At 30.1% G+C, this 19,234-nt stretch carries 15 protein-coding genes; 12 read left to right on the plus strand and 3 right to left on the minus strand.

Annotated features, from left to right (window positions below; all coding sequences use genetic code 11):
- Nucleotides 1–464: 464 nt before the first annotated feature.
- Complete coding sequence (locus tag F3K33_RS23065) at nucleotides 465–2,120, minus strand: nucleoside kinase (RefSeq protein WP_039769977.1); 1,656 nt, start codon at nucleotides 2,118–2,120, stop codon at nucleotides 465–467.
- 393 nt (nucleotides 2,121–2,513) lie between these two features.
- Between F3K33_RS23065 and F3K33_RS23070 the strand changes: the two genes are divergently transcribed.
- The 11 genes from F3K33_RS23070 (at nucleotide 2,514) to F3K33_RS23125 (ending at nucleotide 14,950) form a co-directional block, all read left to right on the plus strand.
- Nucleotides 2,514–3,212 carry a DUF421 domain-containing protein gene (locus F3K33_RS23070; RefSeq protein ID WP_017211155.1) on the plus strand — a complete coding sequence of 233 codons (699 nt, stop codon included), beginning with the start codon at nucleotides 2,514–2,516 and terminating at the stop codon, nucleotides 3,210–3,212.
- Nucleotides 3,209–3,589 (plus strand): DUF4363 family protein, encoded by a 381-nt coding sequence (locus F3K33_RS23075; RefSeq protein ID WP_039769975.1) that lies wholly within the window; start codon nucleotides 3,209–3,211, stop codon nucleotides 3,587–3,589. Before F3K33_RS23070 ends, F3K33_RS23075 begins: the two co-directional genes overlap by 4 nt.
- A 343-nt stretch (nucleotides 3,590–3,932) precedes the next feature.
- Entirely contained in the window at nucleotides 3,933–5,156 is a 1,224-nt protein-coding gene (locus tag F3K33_RS23080; RefSeq protein ID WP_039769973.1) for an argininosuccinate synthase, read from the plus strand.
- A complete protein-coding gene (gene argH, locus F3K33_RS23085) occupies nucleotides 5,156–6,541 on the plus strand; it encodes an argininosuccinate lyase (RefSeq protein WP_023973891.1) in 1,386 nt (461 codons plus the stop codon). Before F3K33_RS23080 ends, argH begins: the two co-directional genes overlap by 1 nt.
- 327 nt (nucleotides 6,542–6,868) lie before the next feature.
- A complete protein-coding gene (argC, locus tag F3K33_RS23090; RefSeq protein ID WP_039769971.1) occupies nucleotides 6,869–7,903 on the plus strand; it encodes an N-acetyl-gamma-glutamyl-phosphate reductase in 1,035 nt (344 codons plus the stop codon).
- Between the two features lie 97 nt (nucleotides 7,904–8,000).
- Entirely contained in the window at nucleotides 8,001–9,224 is a 1,224-nt protein-coding gene (gene argJ, locus F3K33_RS23095) for a bifunctional ornithine acetyltransferase/N-acetylglutamate synthase (protein WP_039769969.1), read from the plus strand.
- Between the two features lie 96 nt (nucleotides 9,225–9,320).
- Complete coding sequence (argB, locus tag F3K33_RS23100) at nucleotides 9,321–10,178, plus strand: acetylglutamate kinase (RefSeq protein ID WP_017211161.1); 858 nt, start codon at nucleotides 9,321–9,323, stop codon at nucleotides 10,176–10,178.
- Nucleotides 10,179–10,292: 114 nt separating this feature from the next.
- Nucleotides 10,293–11,474: an aspartate aminotransferase family protein gene (locus F3K33_RS23105; RefSeq protein ID WP_012060676.1), complete on the plus strand. Its 1,182-nt coding sequence runs from the start codon at nucleotides 10,293–10,295 to the stop codon at nucleotides 11,472–11,474.
- 95 nt (nucleotides 11,475–11,569) lie between these two features.
- Nucleotides 11,570–12,490 carry an ornithine carbamoyltransferase gene (argF, locus tag F3K33_RS23110; RefSeq protein ID WP_023973895.1) on the plus strand — a complete coding sequence of 307 codons (921 nt, stop codon included), beginning with the start codon at nucleotides 11,570–11,572 and terminating at the stop codon, nucleotides 12,488–12,490.
- Between the two features lie 346 nt (nucleotides 12,491–12,836).
- Complete coding sequence (locus tag F3K33_RS23115) at nucleotides 12,837–13,931, plus strand: GIY-YIG nuclease family protein (RefSeq protein WP_039770023.1); 1,095 nt, start codon at nucleotides 12,837–12,839, stop codon at nucleotides 13,929–13,931.
- Nucleotides 13,932–14,323: 392 nt separating this feature from the next.
- Nucleotides 14,324–14,950: a flavodoxin family protein gene (locus F3K33_RS23125; protein WP_039769966.1), complete on the plus strand. Its 627-nt coding sequence runs from the start codon at nucleotides 14,324–14,326 to the stop codon at nucleotides 14,948–14,950.
- A 210-nt stretch (nucleotides 14,951–15,160) separates the two neighbouring features.
- On the opposite strand, the gene F3K33_RS23130 is transcribed toward F3K33_RS23125, so the two are convergent.
- Nucleotides 15,161–16,531, minus strand: a complete 1,371-nt coding sequence (locus tag F3K33_RS23130; RefSeq protein ID WP_039769964.1) for a glycoside hydrolase family 1 protein — start codon at nucleotides 16,529–16,531, stop codon at nucleotides 15,161–15,163.
- A gap of 158 nt (nucleotides 16,532–16,689) precedes the next feature.
- Here F3K33_RS23130 and F3K33_RS23135 point away from each other — a divergent pair, with 158 nt between their 5' ends.
- Nucleotides 16,690–17,379 (plus strand): GntR family transcriptional regulator, encoded by a 690-nt coding sequence (locus tag F3K33_RS23135; RefSeq protein WP_023973899.1) that lies wholly within the window; start codon nucleotides 16,690–16,692, stop codon nucleotides 17,377–17,379.
- Nucleotides 17,380–17,613: 234 nt separating this feature from the next.
- On the opposite strand, the gene F3K33_RS23140 is transcribed toward F3K33_RS23135, so the two are convergent.
- Nucleotides 17,614–19,089, minus strand: a complete 1,476-nt coding sequence (locus tag F3K33_RS23140; RefSeq protein WP_023973900.1) for an amino acid permease — start codon at nucleotides 19,087–19,089, stop codon at nucleotides 17,614–17,616.
- Nucleotides 19,090–19,234 lie beyond the last annotated feature (145 nt).

Below are 19,234 nucleotides of genomic sequence, written 5' to 3' on the forward strand. Positions count from 1 at the left end.
TACATTTTAAACAATCATATATTTCTAACTGTTTAAAACATAAGTTTTAAATTTACTTGGTAATCATAAGATTTCTTAAGTAAACTTAGTTTTATGTGGCTTTATTCTCTATTTCTCTATAGCCTACATTTCTAAAATTTTTTCAGAACTGCAATGTAATTGTTTTCTTGTTAGATTTAGTATCACATATTTACTTTATAGTGTCAAGCTTAGTTAATAATATAACAATTAAAATCAATACATATTATTTGCTCATTCATTCTTAATTACTTGACTGCCAATGCATCTTATTTCATATCTAATTATTGTTTCTTATTTTCTTCTTTTAATCCTTATTTTTACAATGAAACATTGTTAATATTTTATCTATTATAAATTTATCTTAAGAACACAAGAACTATAGATAAATGTTCAAATTTATCTATAGTTCTATATAATAATATTAGTGAAATAACATACTTAATTTAATATTCATAAAAAGCTGATCCTCCGATAAATTCTCTTAACAGAGAATTCTTTGGCACTTCATCAACATTAATCTCTTTGAAAAAGTTCAAAAACGATTTTAATCTTATAGCTTCTGAATAAACTGAACTTTCTTCCGTTATTTCATCTAGCTCTTTTAATGCATATGGCTTTAAAACTCCGAGTTCATAAACCAATGTAGAATTAAATGCTACATCAGCACCTTCTTGATAAACAAATATATTATTTTTTTCTCCTTTCTTTATAGATTTCCACATTTTTAAAGTTTCTTCGGCCTTATATCCTCTTGATAATGAATCTCTAACTATTCTTCTCACCTTTCGTACATCTGTTGTAGAAATTCTATTATGATTATCTATATTTAGCTGTGTCAATGCCGATATATATATTTTAAATACATTCCTATTTAAATTGCTTGAAATTAAATTTGGATTTAAACCATGTATCCCCTCAAGTATCAAAACTCCATTTTTAGGTAATTTAACTTTATAGTCATTCCATTCTTTTTCCCCAGTTTTAAAATTATAAGTAGGAAGGTCCACTTCCTCTCCACTCATTAACCTTTCCAAATTATCATTCAACAAACTCAAGTCCAATGCATCAATTGATTCATAGTTATAATCTCCATTCTCATCTTTCGGCGTTTCTTCTCTATTTACAAAATAGTTATCCAAAGACAATGGTATAGGTATTAATCCATTCACTCTCAATTGTATACTTAACCTATTCGCAAAAGTGGTTTTTCCTGAGGATGATGGGCCAGCGATAAGTATGATTTTTACATCTTTTCTATCTAAAACATCATCAGCTATATTAGCTATTTTCTTTTCATGAAGCCCCTCTGAAACCATAATTATATTTCTTAATTCATTGTTAAGCACTTTTTCATTTAGAGTCCCGACATCTTCAATTCCTAAAATGTTTAGCCATCTTTGAGTCTCTATGAAAATTTTTGTTAAGCTCTTCTCTTCTCTAAATTCAGCTAATTCACTTAGATTAGTCTCTTCTGGCCTCTGTAAAATGAATCCTGATTCATACTTAAATACATCAAATTTATTTATGATACCTGTTGAATATCCCATAGGACCATAAAAATAATCATACCGTCCTTCAAGCTCATAAAGATGAACATGCTTTATATCACAATACTTTAAAAGCTTAACTTTATCATCCATCTTATATCCTTCAAAAATCTTAATAGCTTCTTCTTTTGACGTTCTCATACTCTTAATTGGTACATTTCTATCTACTATTTCTTGCATCTTAACCTTTATCTTATCAATTTCACCTTTACTTAATGGATTTTCCTTATGAACTTCTCCATATACTGCCTTACTTATAGCATGGTCTATTGTTATCTTTGATTCTGGAAATAAATCCAATGCTACCTTTATAAATATAAACTGTAAAGTTCTTGTGAATATTTTCATTCCAAGTTCTGTATCGAATCCTATTAATTCTACTTCCCCATCATCCTCTATTACTTCAGTTAATTCACAATACCTTCCATTTAATTTGCATATAGCTATGTCTTTAACCCTATCTTTGTAATTACCCATAATTAATTCATAAAAAGTCAGTCCTTTTTTAGCTTTAATTTTCTTATATTTAAATTCAATCCCTCTACACTCCATACTATTCAAACCTTTCTTTCTATAATTTGATTATCCCTTTAGATTTTAATTCCACAATTTGAAAATTAAGCTTTCCGTCTCTGTAAAGTCTCTTATTCTAATTGCATTCAAATATTTGGGTACCATAATAATCATTTCAAATATATTATATACACTATTTCCAAAAAAGATAAACTTTTTTATTAAGTATATAAAATAAAATATCAATTCCAAACTTACTATGAAATGTTCTTATTTAGCATAGCTGCTTTTTTCTATGGTGAAATGATCTTAATTGCAGAAAAGTTCCGTATTGTAGCACAGCTACTCTTTTTATAAGTGCATAGCTGCTTTTTCTTTAGGTGTGTATATTAATTTTATTTTTGCAAATATTATTTTCGAGGTGATTTTTTAATGTTTGTAGTATCAATCAGAACTGCTATTTTATATTTATTGGTTGTATTAACTATGAGGCTAATGGGAAAAAGGCAAATAGGAGAACTTCAGCCTTATGAATTTGTAATAACTATTATGATTTCAGACTTAGCATCATTGCCAATGCAAGACACAAGGCTCCCATTATTATTAGGTATTATACCAATTATAACATTGCTATTTTTAAAAACACTTTTAACACAAATAGGATTAAAATTTCAATATACCCGAAAGCTCGTGGATGGAGAGCCCTGCATATTAGTCCATAAAGGAAAAATTAATTACTCAACGCTAAAAAAGCAACAATTAAATATAGATGAGTTACTAGAAGAGTTAAGACTTGCCAATTATTTTAATCTTGATGAAATTCAATATGCAATTTTAGAGAATGATGGTCAAATATCTATATTACCAACAGATTATAATTCTTCTAATACATCAAATTCAGGAAATACTGCTCAAAATACTGAAGCAAAATTGCCAAAAGTATTAATTTCTGATGGTGAAGTAAATAAAAACTCACTAACTTCCATGAATAAAGATGAAGAATGGATATCTAATCTACTTAAAAAGCACAATATTAAATCAATAAAGCATGTCCTTATTGCTTTATATGATACAGAAGGCAAATTTAAATATCAACTTTTTGATAAATACGAAAAGGAGGATGCGCAATGAGAAATGCTATAATATCAATACTTTTGTTTCTCCTAACTATGTCATGCGTATATTTTTTAAATAAGTCTGTCATTAGTTTATGCGATAATATTGAAATGCAAACTGAAGATATCGAACTTAATATCGCAAGTGACAAAATGGAGGATGCCTATTATCAGTCTCTTGAATTATTAAATACTATTCAAGATAATAATGTTTTAACATCTCTTTATCTTAGCCATCAAGAATTTGATAATTTGCTAAATGAAGCTTTAAGGTTATCTACATATCTTGTTCATAAAGATTCAGCTGAAGCGCATACATCTCTACATTTAGTAAAGCATAATACTGATCATCTAAAGAAGTTACAAGCTCCAAATTTCGAGAATATTTTCTAATAGAACATTGACATGCAAACTTTTATTATATATACAAAAACTTCGCATATATAAACATTCACTTTATCCGCACAATTATGCACCACAATAATTCATGCATAAAAGCTAGTACTATTTGCATAAATTATTGTTTTTTCTGCATAAATATTATTTATTAATGCATATTTTTAATATTTTTATGAATATTTTTTCATTTTATACTTGATTATTCTTTTGCAAAACTGTATAATTATAAACATCAATTAGGTATTATAAATCAGATTAAATTATTGATTATATTTAAGAAAATAGCATTGCATGTATGTTTATGCATTTTATATGATTATTTAGGAGGGCTTTTAAAATGATAAAATATAACAAAGTAGTTTTAGCTTATTCAGGAGGACTAGATACATCGATTATTATCCCATGGCTTAAAGAAAATTACGGGTGTGAAGTAATTGCTGTATGCGGAAATGTAGGACAAAAGGACGAGCTTGATGGATTAGAAGAAAAAGCAATAAAAACAGGAGCATCAAAATTATATATTGAAGATTTAACTCAAGAGTTCGTTGATGATTATATCTTCCCTACTATTCAAGCTGGTGCTATATATGAAGGCAAATATCTTCTTGGGACCTCATTTGCTAGACCAATAATCGGAAAAAGGTTAGTTGAAATTGCTAAAGCAGAGGGAGCAGATGCAATTTGTCACGGATGCACAGGTAAAGGAAATGACCAAGTAAGATTTGAAATGGCAGTTAAAGCATTTGCTCCAGAAATGCCAATAATTGCTCCATGGAGAATTTGGGATATTAAATCAAGAGAAGACGAAATAGATTATGCAGAGGCTAAAAATGTTCCATTAAAAATCAATCGTGAAACAAACTATAGTAAGGATAAAAATATATGGCATTTAAGCCATGAAGGCTTAGATTTGGAATTTCCTGAAAATGAACCACAATATGATAAGATCTTAGAACTTTGCAAAACCTTAGAGGCAGCTCCAAACGAAGCAACTTATATAACATTATTATTCGAAAAAGGAATTGCTGTTTCTTTAAATGACAAAAAAATGAACAGCGTTGAATTACTAGATGAATTAAATAAAATCGGTGGAGAAAATGCTATTGGTATAACTGATATGGTAGAAAACAGACTTGTTGGTATGAAATCAAGAGGTGTTTATGAAACTCCAGGAGGAACTATTCTTTATAAAGCACATAAAGATCTAGAAGAACTTTGCTTAGATAAGGAAACAGCTCATTATAAAGAGCAAATTGCTTTAAAATTTGCTGATTTAGTATATAACGGTCAATGGTTCACTCCTCTTAGAGAAGCATTAACTGAATTCGTTAATAAAACTCAAGAAACAGTTACAGGAGAAATTAAATTAAAATTATACAAAGGAAATATTGTCAATGCCGGCATGACTAGCCCATACTCACTATATAGCGAAGAATATGCAACTTTCGGAGAAGATGGAGTATACGATCAAAAGGATTCTGCTGGATTCATTAATCTATACGGTCTTCCAACAGTTGTAAAAGCTAAAATGCAAGAAAAAATTAAGAAAGAGGAAATGTAATGAAGCTTTGGGGCGGACGATTCAAAAAAGGCACTGACAAATTAGTTAATGATTTTAATTCTTCTATAAATGTTGATAGCAGAATGTATAAAGAAGATATTGAAGGCAGTCTAGCTCATGCTTCCATGCTTGGAAATCAAAATATAATTTCTAAGGAAGCTAGTGATAGAATTACTTCTGGTCTTCTAGAAATATTAAAAAGAATGGATAATGGAGTTATAGAAATTGATGAAACTTCTGAAGACATTCATAGTTTTGTTGAAGGTACTTTGACATATTACATTGGTGAATATGGAAAAATGCTTCATACTGGAAGAAGCAGAAATGACCAAGTAACTTTAGATTTAAGATTATATTTAAAGAAAGCTATAACATCATTAAAACAAGATATAATAGCTTTGGAAGAAGTTCTCTTAGAAAAAGCTAATGAAAACATAGGTACAATAATGCCAGGATATACTCATATGCAAAAGGCTCAGCCAATTACATTTGCTCATCATCTTTTAGCTTATGCTGAAATGTTTAAAAGAGATCTAGGAAGACTTTCTGATTGCTATAAACGTGTTGATGAGATGCCACTTGGATCTGGAGCACTAGCAACATCCACATACCCTATTGATAGAGAAGCTGTTGCTCGTGATCTTGGTTTTTCAAAGGTTACACTAAATAGTTTAGATTCTGTCTCTGATAGAGATTATGCTATCGAAACACTTTCTTGCCTTTCAATGATAATGATGCATTTATCAAGATTTTCAGAGGAAATAATTCTTTGGTGTACTAATGAATTTAGCTTTATCGAACTTGATGATGGTTATAGCACTGGAAGCAGTATTATGCCTCAAAAGAAAAATCCTGATGTTGCAGAATTAGTTAGAGGTAAGACTGGTAGGGTTTATGGAGATCTTATGACTTTACTTACTGTTATGAAAGGAATTCCTCTCGCTTATAATAAAGATATGCAGGAAGATAAAGAAGCTCTATTTGATGGATTAGATACAGTTATTCTTTCCCTTAAAACTTTCTGTGGAATGATTAAAACAATGAAAGTTAAGAAAGAAAATATGAGAAAAGGTGCTGGTCTTGGATTTACTAATGCTACAGACGTAGCTGATTACTTGGTAAAAAAAGGTATGCCATTTAGAAATGCTCATGAAGTAGTCGGAGAAATAGTCCTTCAATGTATTAAAGATAACAAAATGATTGAAGAATTAACTATGGCAGAGTTTAAGAGCTTTTCTCCTTCATTTGAAGAAGATATTTACCACGCTATAGATTTACTTACTTGCGTAGAAGAGCGTAAAGTTATAGGTGGTCCTTCTACAGAATCAGTAAAAATTCAAATTGAAGCATTAAAAAATTTTATATCAGAAAATAAGGAAGTCTAATAAGATTAGTAATTATAAAGAAAAAATTTAATATTTTTTTCCTTATAATAATAGCAGCCGTAACATTCTCAGATAACGGCTGCTAAGTCTTAGGCTAAGTACGCCTTAAGTGTACATTATAATATTCCTTGAGGTATATGTTTAACTAAGATTCAGATGGAAATCCTCCTCTAAATCAAGTTCTACTTCATAAAAACTTTCAATTGTCTATGAAATTTCTAACACGAAATTTTATAGACAATTGAAATACTATAGTTAAGAATTAACATACAGAAAATAAATAATATTATTTTGCAATAATCAAATAAACAAGGGGGCTATTTAAAATTGGTTAAAATCGGAATAATCGGTGCCACAGGATATGTAGGCGCTGAACTTTTAAGATTATTATTATCTCACCCAAAGGTTGAAGTTGCAGCTTTAAGTTCAGTTTCTTTTGAGGGGCAAGAGATTAGCAATATATATAAAAATTTTTTAAGCAAAACAAATCTAATTTGCGAGTCTGCACATGATGTTGTTGAAAAGTGTGATGTAATCTTCACCGCCCTACCTCATGGATTAAGTGAAGATATTGCTAAAAAAGCACTAGACAACAAGAAGGTCTGTATTGATATGGGTGCTGATTTTAGATTATCTAGCGAAAAAGAATATGAAAAGTGGTATGGAAAGAGATTCACACAACCTGAAATACACACAGAAAGTGTTTATGGCCTTCCAGAATTAAATAGAGATAAGATCAAAGAATGTTCTTTAATTGCTAATCCTGGTTGTTATCCAACAACTATAGAATTAGGACTAATGCCGTTACTTAAAAATTCATTAATAAAATCAGATAATATTATTTGTGATTCTAAATCTGGAACTACAGGCGCTGGAAGAGGATTAACTTTAAATACTCACTTTCCAGAAGAAAATGAAACTTTTGCTCCATATAAAGTAGGTGCTCATAGACATACACCTGAAATCGAGGAAACATTATCTGTTATGGCAGAAGATAAAGTAAATGTAACATTCACTCCTCACCTACTCCCAATTAATAGAGGCATAGTTTCAACAATTTACTGCATTCCAAAAGATAAAGTCGATCTTGAAGAAATTCATAAACTATATACAGAATTTTATAAAGATGAACGTTTCGTAAATGTACTTCCACTTGGTGATACAGCTTCAATAAAAAACGTACGATTAACAAACGATTGTCATATATCTCTACACTTAAATCATAGAGAAGATCAAATTATTATTATTAGTACTATAGATAACATGATTAAAGGTGCTGCCGGACAAGCAATTCAAAACATGAATATAATTTTAGGTTTTAATGAAGCAGAAGGTTTAAATCTAATTGCACCAGCTTTTTAATTCATATAATTTTTAAATACTAAAAACTTTAACAGATTTAATTATTAATTATGCATTGTGCATCGAGCACTGTGCATTGACTAAGGGGGTTATAAATTTGGATATAAAATATATAGATGGCGGAGTTACAGCTCCTAACGGTTTCTTAGCTTCTGGGGTACACTGTGGATTAAAGCAAGGAAGCTTAAAAAAAGATTTAGCTTTGATTTATTCAGAAGTTCCTGCTGCTGCAGCAGGAATGTATACTAAAAATAAAGTTAAAGGTGCTCCTATTTACGTTACAAAAGAGCATTTATCAAATAAAAAAGCACAAGCAATAATAATAAATAGCGGTAATGCAAATACTTGTAATGGTGATGATGGTTTAATTAAGGCAAAGAAAATGACTTCATTGCAAGCTAATAAACTAAACTTAAAAACAGAAGATGTTTTAGTTGCATCTACGGGAGTAATTGGGGTTCCTTTAAATATAGATGCTATTAAAGACGGTATTCCAATGCTTACTGAAAAGTTATCAAAGGAAGGTTCTAATGATGCATCTTTAGCTATAATGACAACAGATACTTTTCAAAAGCAACTAGCTGTAGAATTTTATATAGGTGATAAGAAAATTACTATGGGAGCGATGGCAAAAGGTTCAGGTATGATTGAACCAAACATGGGAACAATGCTTTCCTTCATTACAACTGATCTTTCTATTGCTCCAGAATTGCTACATGAAGCACTACAATCGAGTGTTGAAGTAACTTATAACAGAGTCAGCGTTGATGGAGATACAAGTACTAATGATATGGTATTAATTTTAGCTAATGGCTTAGCTGAAAATCCTACTATAACTGAAAAAGATGAAAGTTATAATACTTTCTTAAATGCCCTTACTGAGTTAAATACAATTATGGCTAAAAATATAGCTAAAGACGGTGAAGGTGCTACAAAACTATTAGAATGTCAAATAATCGGTGCAAAGAATGAAAAAGATGCAGTTGTTTTAGGTAAAAGTGTAATAAACTCTAGTTTAGTAAAGACTGCAATGTTTGGTAGCGATGCGAACTGGGGAAGAATTCTTTGTGCACTTGGATATGCAAATATTGATTTCGATCCCGAAAAAGTTGATGTTGCCTTTGAAAGTAAGGCTGGCTCAATAAAAGTTTGTGAATCTGGCAGTTCTTTACCCTTCGATGAAGATATTGCAAAAAAGGTTCTTAGCGAAAATGAAATAGTTATTAAAGTTAACTTATCCTTAGGTGATTATAGTGCTTATGTTTGGGGCTGTGACCTAAGTTACGAATATGTGAAAATAAATGGTGATTACAGAAGTTAATCTTAGATTATAAATATATTTTAAACTTATTCCAATGTACAGTTCTTAATATGTTAATTATGAACTGTACATTCTAAATTGACTGGGGGTATTAACTTGTTGAATCATACTGAAAGAGCTGAAGTATTAGTTCATGCACTACCTTATATACAACGTTACCGTGGAAAAATAATAGTAGTAAAATACGGCGGAAATGCAATGATAAGTGATGAACTTAGAGAAACAGTAATAAATGATATTATATTAATGAAATGTGTTGGAATTGAACCAATTGTAGTACATGGTGGCGGTCCTGATATTTCAGATTTATTAAATAGATTAAATCACAAAAGTGAATTTATTAACGGCTTAAGATATACTGATGATATTACCATTGAAGTAGTTCAAATGGTTTTAGGCGGAAAGGTAAATAAAAATTTAGTTTCTTTAATAGAGAAATTTGGAGGAAAGGCCATTGGCTTATGTGGAATGGATGGCTCTCTTTTAAAAGCTAAAAAAATAGAATCTGATAACGACTTAGGGTATGTAGGTGAGATAACTAAGGTTAATACAGAAATATTAAAAACTACTATAAGTTCAGGATATATACCTGTTGTTGGTAGCGTAGCTTTAGGAGAAGATGATAATAAGGCATACAATATAAATGCTGATACTTGCGCAGCAAAAATTGCATCAGCATTAAAAGCTGAGAGATTAATACTGCTTACTGACGTTCCAGGAGTTATGAAAGATCCAAAAGATATATCTACTCTAATTAGCACATTAAGATTACATCAAATACCCAAATTATGCCTTGAAGGGATAATAAAAGGTGGAATGATTCCTAAAATTGATTGTTGCGTTGAAGCAATTAGAATGGGTGTTGAAAAAGCAACTATCCTTGATGGACGTGTACCTCATTCTATTCTTTTAGAGTTATTCTCTAATGAGGGTATCGGAACAATGATTTATTAATCAAAATATTAAAATATTTTAGAAACTTCAAATAAATTTCTCTAATAATAGTTAATGATCTAAAGTTTATACTGGATATTATTAACTATTGAATAATTTAAAGGGGGCAATTTTATGTCATATGATTTTAACGAAGCAAAAGAACACGTTGTTAATAGCTATGGTCGTTTAGATCTTATACTCACTCACGGCGAAGGCGTTTATCTTTATGACCAAGATGAAAATAAATATTTAGATTTTACAAGTGGAATTGGTGTCAGCAGCTTAGGATATGGACATGAAAAATGGGTTAAAGCTACTAGTAATCAATTAAAAACACTTGCTCATACATCGAACATATTTCATACTGAACCAAGTTTAAAACTTGCTAAAGAATTAACTGAAAAAGCCAACATGAGTAAAGTCTTTTTTGCTAATTCTGGCGCTGAAGCTAATGAAGGATCAATTAAACTAGCTAGAAAATACAGTTACGACAAATATGGTGCTGGAAGAAGTAAAATTCTTACTCTAATTCAATCATTTCACGGTAGAACAATAACAACCCTAAAAGCAACTGGTCAAGAGAAATTTCATAAGTACTTCTACCCTTTTACAGAAGGTTTTGATTATGTAAAAGCAAATGATATAGAAGACTTTAAAGCTAAGCTTACAGATGATGTTTGTGCCATAATGCTCGAAGCAATACAAGGTGAAGGTGGTGTTATCCCTCTTGATACAAAATTCGTTCAAGAAGTAGTAAAAGCGTGTAATGAGAAAGATGTTCTTGTAATATTTGACGAAGTTCAATGTGGTATAGGTAGAACAGGTAAAATGTTTGGGTATAATAATTTCAATGTAGAGGCTGATATAGTCTCTGTAGCAAAAGGCCTTGGTGCAGGACTTCCTATAGGCGGAATACTTTGTTCCTCTAAAGTTGCAGATGTATTCAAGCCTGGTGATCATGGCTCAACTTTCGGAGCAAATCCTGTTGTATGTTCTGGTGCTTTAGTTGTTCTTGAAGAGATTTGTAATGAACAATACTTTGAAAAAATATATAAAAGAGGATTATTTGTAAGAGAGCTAATAGATGAAGCTAAAAATCCTCAAATTGTAGATGTACGTGGTATGGGATTAATGATCGGAATAAAGGTGAAATGTGATCCCGCTCTAGTCCAAAAAGAGGCTATAAAAAAAGGATTATTAGTACTTACAGCCGGTAAAGATGTTGTTAGACTTCTCCCACCACTTACTATAACTGAGAAAGAATTAAAAGTTGGTATAGACATTATTCTTGAAATTTTATCTAGCCTTAAGTAAATTTTACTTTGGTATGGATATAATCTTTATCGTATCTTTTGGATTTTCTCCCTAACTGCTTATTTTTCACTTTCTTATTGTTTGGAGGCATATATATGAAAAAAGACTTACTAAAAATGGATGATCTTTCTAAAGAGGAAATTCTGGATATTTTAAATTTAGCAGATCAGTTAAAATACGAACAAAAACATGGCATAGAACATCATCATCTTAAAGGTAAAAGTTTAGGAATGATTTTTGAAAAATCATCTACTAGGACCAGAGTTTCCTTTGAAACCGGCATGTATCAATTAGGTGGAAATTCACTTTTTTTGACTGATAGAGACATGCAAATTGGTCGTGGTGAGCCAATTGAAGACACTGCTAGAGTTCTTTCTAGATTTATACAAGGCATAATGATTAGAACTTTCTCACAAGATGAGGTTGAAAAATTAGCTAAATATGCATCAATTCCGGTTATAAATGGATTAACAGATGAAGAACATCCTTGTCAGGTACTAGCTGATTTAATGACGATAAGGGAAAATAAGAATATATTAGAAGGTCTAAAAGTTGCTTTTATTGGCGATGGTAACAACATGGCCAATTCTCTAATGATTGGCTGCCTAAAAGTCGGCATGAATTTTGCAGTTGCATCTCCTGAGAATTATACGGCATCTAAGAAATACCTTAATAGAGCTAAAGAGATCGCAGAAAAAGAAGGCGTTACTTTTACAATTACTACATCTCCACTTGAAGCAGCTAAAGATGCTGATGTTATAATTACTGATGTTTGGGCTAGTATGGGCAGAGAAGGTGAGGCTAATGAGAGGATTAAAGCCTTTGAAGGATTCCAAGTTAATAAAGAATTAATGACTATTGCTGATAAAAATGCTATGGTGCTTCATTGTCTTCCTGCTCATAGAGGAGAAGAAATTTCAGCTGAAATTTTAGAAGAACATGCTGATTCAATTTTCGATGAATCTGAAAATAGATTACATGCCCAAAAAGCTGTCCTTGTTAAATTAATGAAATAATAAAATTCTAGTTAATAGAAAAATGATATACTTGTTTACTTCGATTGCTAAAAAAATTGCAAAGAATTTCTATCATTTCAAGATAAAAAATTTTTCAATTCACATACGTTCAAACAGTAAAAGTTTTTTATCTTGAAATAATGAAACTCTAATAATTTTTTTCTGATGCACTCTGCGCAAACAACTATATCATTTTTTTATATTTACATATAATTTAAATATTTATTTTATAATTATTATTAATTTTACAGGCGTGATGATAAGATATAATTATATGAATAATTGTTTTTTAATTTAACTAATGATAATTTACTCAACATATATTTTTAGAGGAGATAATATGGATATGGATTTAAAAGAAAAAGTAAAAAAACTTCCTTCTTCACCTGGTGTATATCTTATGAAGGATTCACTGAATAACGTTATTTATGTTGGTAAGTCAAAGAACTTAAAAAGTAGAGTTGGATCATATTTTATAAATTCTAAATCTCATTCTCCTAAAATTCTTAAGTTAGTTCAAAATCTCAAGGATTTTGAGTATAAAATTACTGATACTGAATTTGAGGCTTTTTTGCTTGAATGCAAATTAATAAAGAAAATTAAGCCTGCTTATAATAGGCTAATGAAAAATCCTAAGTCATATTCTTACATAAAAATAGTTCTTAACGAAAAATATCCAAATATTGAAATATCTCATGAATCAAATGAAACGGATGGAAACATTTATTTTGGTCCATATTCAAGAAAAAACATTGTTGAAAAAGGACTTTATGGTATTAAAGAATACTGCAAAATACAATGCAGTATTAATCAGCGAAAAACTTCATCCTGTTTTAACTACTCTCTAGGATTATGTATTGGAATGTGTTTAGATACTACACCACGAGAAGAGTATCTTAATATATTAAATAAAATAATAAATCTTCTTAATGGTAATGATAAAATCATTCTCCAGGAAATGGAACATATAATGAATAGCGCTTCTGAAAAATTTGATTTTGAAACTGCCGCTAAATATAGGGATTACATAAGCTCAGTAAATTATTTGCTAGAGAAAATTAAAATTATCAAATTTACTAAAAAAAATAGAAATATTGCTTTGCTTGAATATTTAGATAATGACATAGTTAAATTTTTTCTTATTAGAGGAAATAAGATACTCTTTAGTGAAAAATATACTTTAAAAAACTTTGATTTAGAAGCATTGAAAGGTATTCTTAAAGATAATATTTTATTTTACTTTAACAATGAAGATGTTCCAATGGAAATTGGAAAAGAAGAAATCGATGAATCTCAAATAATCTACACATATTTAAAAAATAACTCTAATATCTGCAAACATATTATAATTCCAGAAGAATGGTTAAGCGTTTCAAATAATGATATAAACATACATAATATCCTTAACAAATTGTTACCTAGTATAAAAAATGATACCTAATAATAAAATTGTGCCTACTTGTTCGTAATTGTACAAGTAGGTATAATTATTATACTAAGTTCATTTAACTAAGTATAATAATTTATAAAAGGAGATTTTAACTATGGAATTAATGAAAGTAATCGCAATGCGTAAATCTACTAGAAGCTATAAATCTGAGTAAATCAGTGATGAATCTTTAAATACTATTATTAATGCTGGCTGTGCAGCACCAGTAGGGATGGGTGCATATAACTCAGTTCATCTAACTGTTATTCAAAATTCCGACTTATTAGATAAAATTACAGCAGTTACTGCAAAAGTATTTGGAAATCCAAACATAAACTTCAATCCAATAGTGAATTATTAAAAATTTTATATAAATTTGTTCGATTAAATAGTGAGGTGTGAAAATGAAAGTATTACTTATTAATGGTAGTCCAAAAGCTAAAGGATGTACCTATACCGCTTTATGTGAAGTAGCCGGTGAATTAGAAAAAGAAAATATTGAAACAGAAATCTTTCAAATAGGAAATAAACCTATTAGTGGCTGTATTGGTTGTGGTGGCTGCTATAAAAGTGGTGAAGGTAAATGCGTATTTAATGATGATATCGTAAATATCGCTTTAGAGAAGGCAAAAGAAGCTGATGGATTTATATTCGGTTCACCTGTTCATTACGCTGCTCCTTCAGGTTCAATTACATCTTTTTTAGACCGATTCTTTTATGCTGGAAATTGCTTTGCACATAAACCTGGTGCTGCAGTTGTAAGCTGCCGTAGGGGCGGAGCTGCTTCAGCTTTTGATCAATTAAATAAATATTTTACTATTTCAAATATGCCGGTTGTTTCATCTCAGTATTGGAATATGGTTCACGGTAATACTCCTGAAGAAGTTAAACAAGATTTAGAAGGAATGCAGACAATGAGAATGCTTGGCAAAAATATGGCATGGCTTCTAAAGTCCATAGATGCTGGTAAAAAAGCAGGTATTTCATTGCCTGAAAGTGAACCTAGAGTTGCAACTAATTTTATTAGATAGCTCTATTTTAGAAAAAGGATTTAATAAAAGATGTATTTTCTTAACTTTTATTAAATCCCTCTTACACTTATCAATTAATTAAATATATATTACAATTAAACTTCTGTACTCTAGTTTTAATTTATCGCTTCCTTATTAAAGTTTTAAATCTAAACTTACTAATTCAACATATAACTTCTTTAGCTATACTATACTACCTTAATGGCTGTCTTATAATTGTTTCCCATTAGTAGAAATTACATTTTTAAACCACTCAAAGCTCTTTTTCTTATACCTTTTTAAATCTCTTAAATCTGATTCATCACGATTTACAAATATAAATCCATACCTTTTTTTCATCTCACCTTGTGAACTTAAAATGTCAGTACATCCCCAAGTTAGGTATCCTATAACCTCAACGCCTTCTTCCATGGCTAATTTCATTTGCTTTATATGTGCTCTCAAATAATCTATTCTATAATCGTCCTCTACAGTTTTATTTTCATTCAATTCTTCTCTAACACCAATCCCATTTTCAGTTACAAAGATCGGCATTTTATATCTTGCATATATCTCTTTTAAAGCTATTCTAAAACCTATAGGATCAATAGCCCATCCCCATTCATTTTTCTTTAATAGTGGATTTGGTGTCATTCCTTTTACTATACTCTCCGTATCCTCCGGATCATCTTTTACAGTTGAACTTTGATAATAACTAAATGTCAAATAGTCCACTGTATTTTCTTTTAATAACTCTTCATCTCCGTCTTCGAATATTGGCTTTATGTCTCTACTTTTCCACCTACTTGTCACATATGTTGGATATTCACCATTAGCAAATACATCAAAATAGAGATCATTAAAGAGCTCTTTTACTTTTAAGTTTGCTAATGCGTCCTCAGGTTTACACGTCATTGGATATGTTGTCATATAAGTAACCATTCCGCCCATTTTTCCATCTGGAATTATTTCATGCATCAGTTTAGTTGCTTTAGCATGAGCTATAAACACATTGTGACATACTTGATACGCTAAAGCTTCTTTATTAACATTATTACTTACTTTTACTCCCCACAACTCCATACGCGGAATAACTAAATTTTGCTCATTGAATGTTATCCAGTATTTCACTTTATTTTTGAATCTTTCAAATACTACTCCTACATATTTCTCAAATAAATCTACAACTTTTCTTGATGCAAATCCATTATATTTTTTCGCTAACGCCTCTGGTAAATCAAAATGGTAAAGTGTTATAATTGGCTCTATTCCATTAGCTAATAATTCATCAAATAAATCATTATAAAAACTTATCCCTTCTTCGTTAACTTCACCTTCTCCATCTGGAATAATTCTTGTCCATGAGATACTTGTACGATAACTATTTATTCCTAGCTCCTTAAACAATGCTATATCTTCTTTATATCTATGATAGAAATCAACGGCTACTTCCCAATTAGAAAAACCTTCTTTTATTTCTCTTTTATCTACTATAGAAATTCCTTTTCCACCTTCATTCCATGCTCCCTCACTTTGAAATGATGTAACCGCACTTCCCCAAAAGAAATTATCAGGAATTATGTTTATATTTTTTTTATTCATAAATTACACTCTCCTCTTATCTTTATACAAAGCATTTAATACTTTAATCACATTTTATATTTATTAAACCTAACTTTCATCACCTGTCTATACAACATTTTTTTTGATTATGCTATAATATATTTAAATAATTTTTATCTATTACGAGGTGAGTAAACTTGAAAAGTGATTATATTATTAACGACTTGATTGAAAAAATTACTTCTGGGAAGCTCTCAGTATCATCTCGTATTCCATCTGAAACTCAGCTAGCAATCAAATATCAATGTAATAGACATACTATAAGAAAAGTAATATCTCATTTAATTGAAAGGTCATATTTGGTTAAATCAATTGATGGCTCAACTTATGTTAATGATGTCAATCATTATAATAACAGCATTCTTTTTTTATCATCTCTTTCTGATTATTACAATTCAGATAATATAAGATCAAATGTTAATGAATTTAAACTTATTAGTTCATCTGATGAACTTAGCAAATTATTGCAGGTAGAAGTAAATTCTCATGTTTGGCTTATAAAAAGAGTTCGTTATATAGAATCCCATCCTATTCATACAGAAGAGATTTACATGCCATATTCCTTATTTCCAAACCTTAAAACAGAAGATTGTGAATCCAGTTTACTTTCATATATTGAGTCCCAATATGATTATAAAATTAGTCACGGCATCAGAACTGTCAGCTCTATCAAATTAAATAAATATGATAGCGATTTATTAGATTTACCGAACGAGTCTGTTGTAATGCAGATTGAAAATATAGGTTATTTAACTAATAGTAGAGTATATGAATATTCTATAAGCAAATCTAGAGAAAGTAAGTTTCAATATTATTGTAGACGATAAAACTAATATTATATAAATTCGTATCATTAAAAAATTTAGAATAAAAATATCCTTCAAATACTTAATCCCAAAGTCAAGCATTTAAAAGATATCCTTATTTTAGTTATATAATATATATGTTCCATAAAATTTAATTCATTAATATTTATTTAAGGCTATTAGATGCTATCTTAAATAATTTTGTAAAGAATTGGTTATCTTATTTAGAACTTATATATATTTTTTTCTTTCAATCTATTTCTTGCTGCATTTTTTACATTGGCTTTTTTGATTATTATTTCGCTTTGATTCGTTGTCATTTGCAACTTCTTCCGAAAATTCTGTCATCAACTTTGAACGATTCATTTTATTACTAACTCTTGCATAACTATTTTTATTTTTTTCAGTACTTCTAAAATATTTCATTATCATATAAATTGATGAAAATGAAGCTATCATTATCAGTCCTACTATAAGTCCTGGTGCCTGATCTGAAATAAGGGGCATACTAAAAATAACTACAATCATACTTATTAATCCAATCCAAGACGTATACGGAAATCCCGGCATTTGACATTTCCCATCAGGAGGGCATCCATTTCTTTTACGGAATCTTATGTGCGTCGCCATAATTACTGCGTAAGTAAAAAGTAGAGAGAATCCACTTGCTGTTACTAGAAACAGATATATTCTAGGAAATAACAACCCAAATCCTAATCCTAAAAGCATTGAAATTCCAGAAAATACTATAGCCTTGTAAGGAATATCACCTTTATCTTTCAAAAACTTAGGAGCATCACCTTCATCTGCAAGTGATCTTAGCATTCTTGCAATCCCAAACATAGAAGCGAGAGATGCAGAAAGTATAGCTGTAATAAGTACTAAATTAATTACATTTCCAGCCCATGTAATTCCCAATCTATCAAGAGCCGCAACCATTGGACTTATATTTTCGCTTAAATCTGCTGTAGGAATTAACGGAAGTAATGCTATAAGGGAAATTATATAGAGTGATATAAGACTTACAACTGTATAATTAATTGCTTTTGGTATTGTTTTTATTGGATCATCAGCTTCTGAAGCCGCTAAACCTATTATTTCAAAACCAGCATAAGCAAATACTACTATAAGCATTCCTCCTGCAATACCTCCTATGCCACTTGACATAAAAGGCTCTCTCATAAGCTCTCCTGCCCCTACCGCTGTTCTTCCTGGAATTATTCCAGTAACAAGTAGAAAAGATATAATTATAAATGAAATTATTGCAAAAAGCTTTATAGCTGAAAGACCACTAGTGAGCTTACTTAATTTATCAGCCCCTAAAAGATTAAGCAAAGTTACACCAACAATAATTATAGTTCCTCCTATAGCTATTGATATATTCGGAATCCATTCATTCAATAAAATTGATACAGCGGTAGCCTCACTAGACATTGAAAGTACCATACCAATCCAGTAAACCCAGCCAACAACAAATCCTGTTCCAGGACCAAACGCTTCTGATGCAAAAGTCCTAAAAGATCCTGAATGTGGATTTGCAACAGTCATTTCAGATAAAGCATAAAGTATAAAGTATACTAAAATTCCTCCTAATATATAGGATATCAAAACAGATGGTCCTGCCGCATTAATAGCCACCGCTGAGCCAAGAAAAAACGATCCTCCTATTATGCTTCCCAAAGCCATCATTGCGAGCTGCCAAGCAGATAATCCTTTGTTTTTTTTCTTCATAAATATTCTCCTCCGTACTAAAACACCTAAGAAAAGCAAATAAAAGTATTTGCAAATTTCTTAACGATGTACTAAATAACTTCTAGAATATTATTCCTCAAAATTCATATAACATGTACTTTATCTAAATATAAAATTTTATATC

It is taken from the genome of Clostridium beijerinckii, assembly GCF_008705175.1.
Classification (GTDB): Bacteria; Bacillota; Clostridia; order Clostridiales; family Clostridiaceae; genus Clostridium; species Clostridium beijerinckii.

What these genes read in the sequence shown, in the direction of transcription:
- F3K33_RS23065 (WP_039769977.1), bottom strand. Translation starts at nt 2,120, where the DNA reads ATGGAGTGTAGAGGGATTGAATTTAAATATAAGAAAATTAAAGCTAAA.
- F3K33_RS23070 (WP_017211155.1), top strand. Translation starts at nt 2,514, where the DNA reads ATGTTTGTAGTATCAATCAGAACTGCTATTTTATATTTATTGGTTGTA.
- F3K33_RS23075 (WP_039769975.1), top strand. Translation starts at nt 3,209, where the DNA reads ATGAGAAATGCTATAATATCAATACTTTTGTTTCTCCTAACTATGTCA.
- F3K33_RS23080 (WP_039769973.1), top strand. Translation starts at nt 3,933, where the DNA reads ATGATAAAATATAACAAAGTAGTTTTAGCTTATTCAGGAGGACTAGAT.
- argH (WP_023973891.1), top strand. Translation starts at nt 5,156, where the DNA reads ATGAAGCTTTGGGGCGGACGATTCAAAAAAGGCACTGACAAATTAGTT.
- F3K33_RS23105 (WP_012060676.1), top strand. Translation starts at nt 10,293, where the DNA reads ATGTCATATGATTTTAACGAAGCAAAAGAACACGTTGTTAATAGCTAT.
- argF (WP_023973895.1), top strand. Translation starts at nt 11,570, where the DNA reads ATGAAAAAAGACTTACTAAAAATGGATGATCTTTCTAAAGAGGAAATT.
- F3K33_RS23115 (WP_039770023.1), top strand. Translation starts at nt 12,837, where the DNA reads ATGGATTTAAAAGAAAAAGTAAAAAAACTTCCTTCTTCACCTGGTGTA.
- F3K33_RS23125 (WP_039769966.1), top strand. Translation starts at nt 14,324, where the DNA reads ATGAAAGTATTACTTATTAATGGTAGTCCAAAAGCTAAAGGATGTACC.
- F3K33_RS23130 (WP_039769964.1), bottom strand. Translation starts at nt 16,531, where the DNA reads ATGAATAAAAAAAATATAAACATAATTCCTGATAATTTCTTTTGGGGA.
- F3K33_RS23140 (WP_023973900.1), bottom strand. Translation starts at nt 19,089, where the DNA reads ATGAAGAAAAAAAACAAAGGATTATCTGCTTGGCAGCTCGCAATGATG.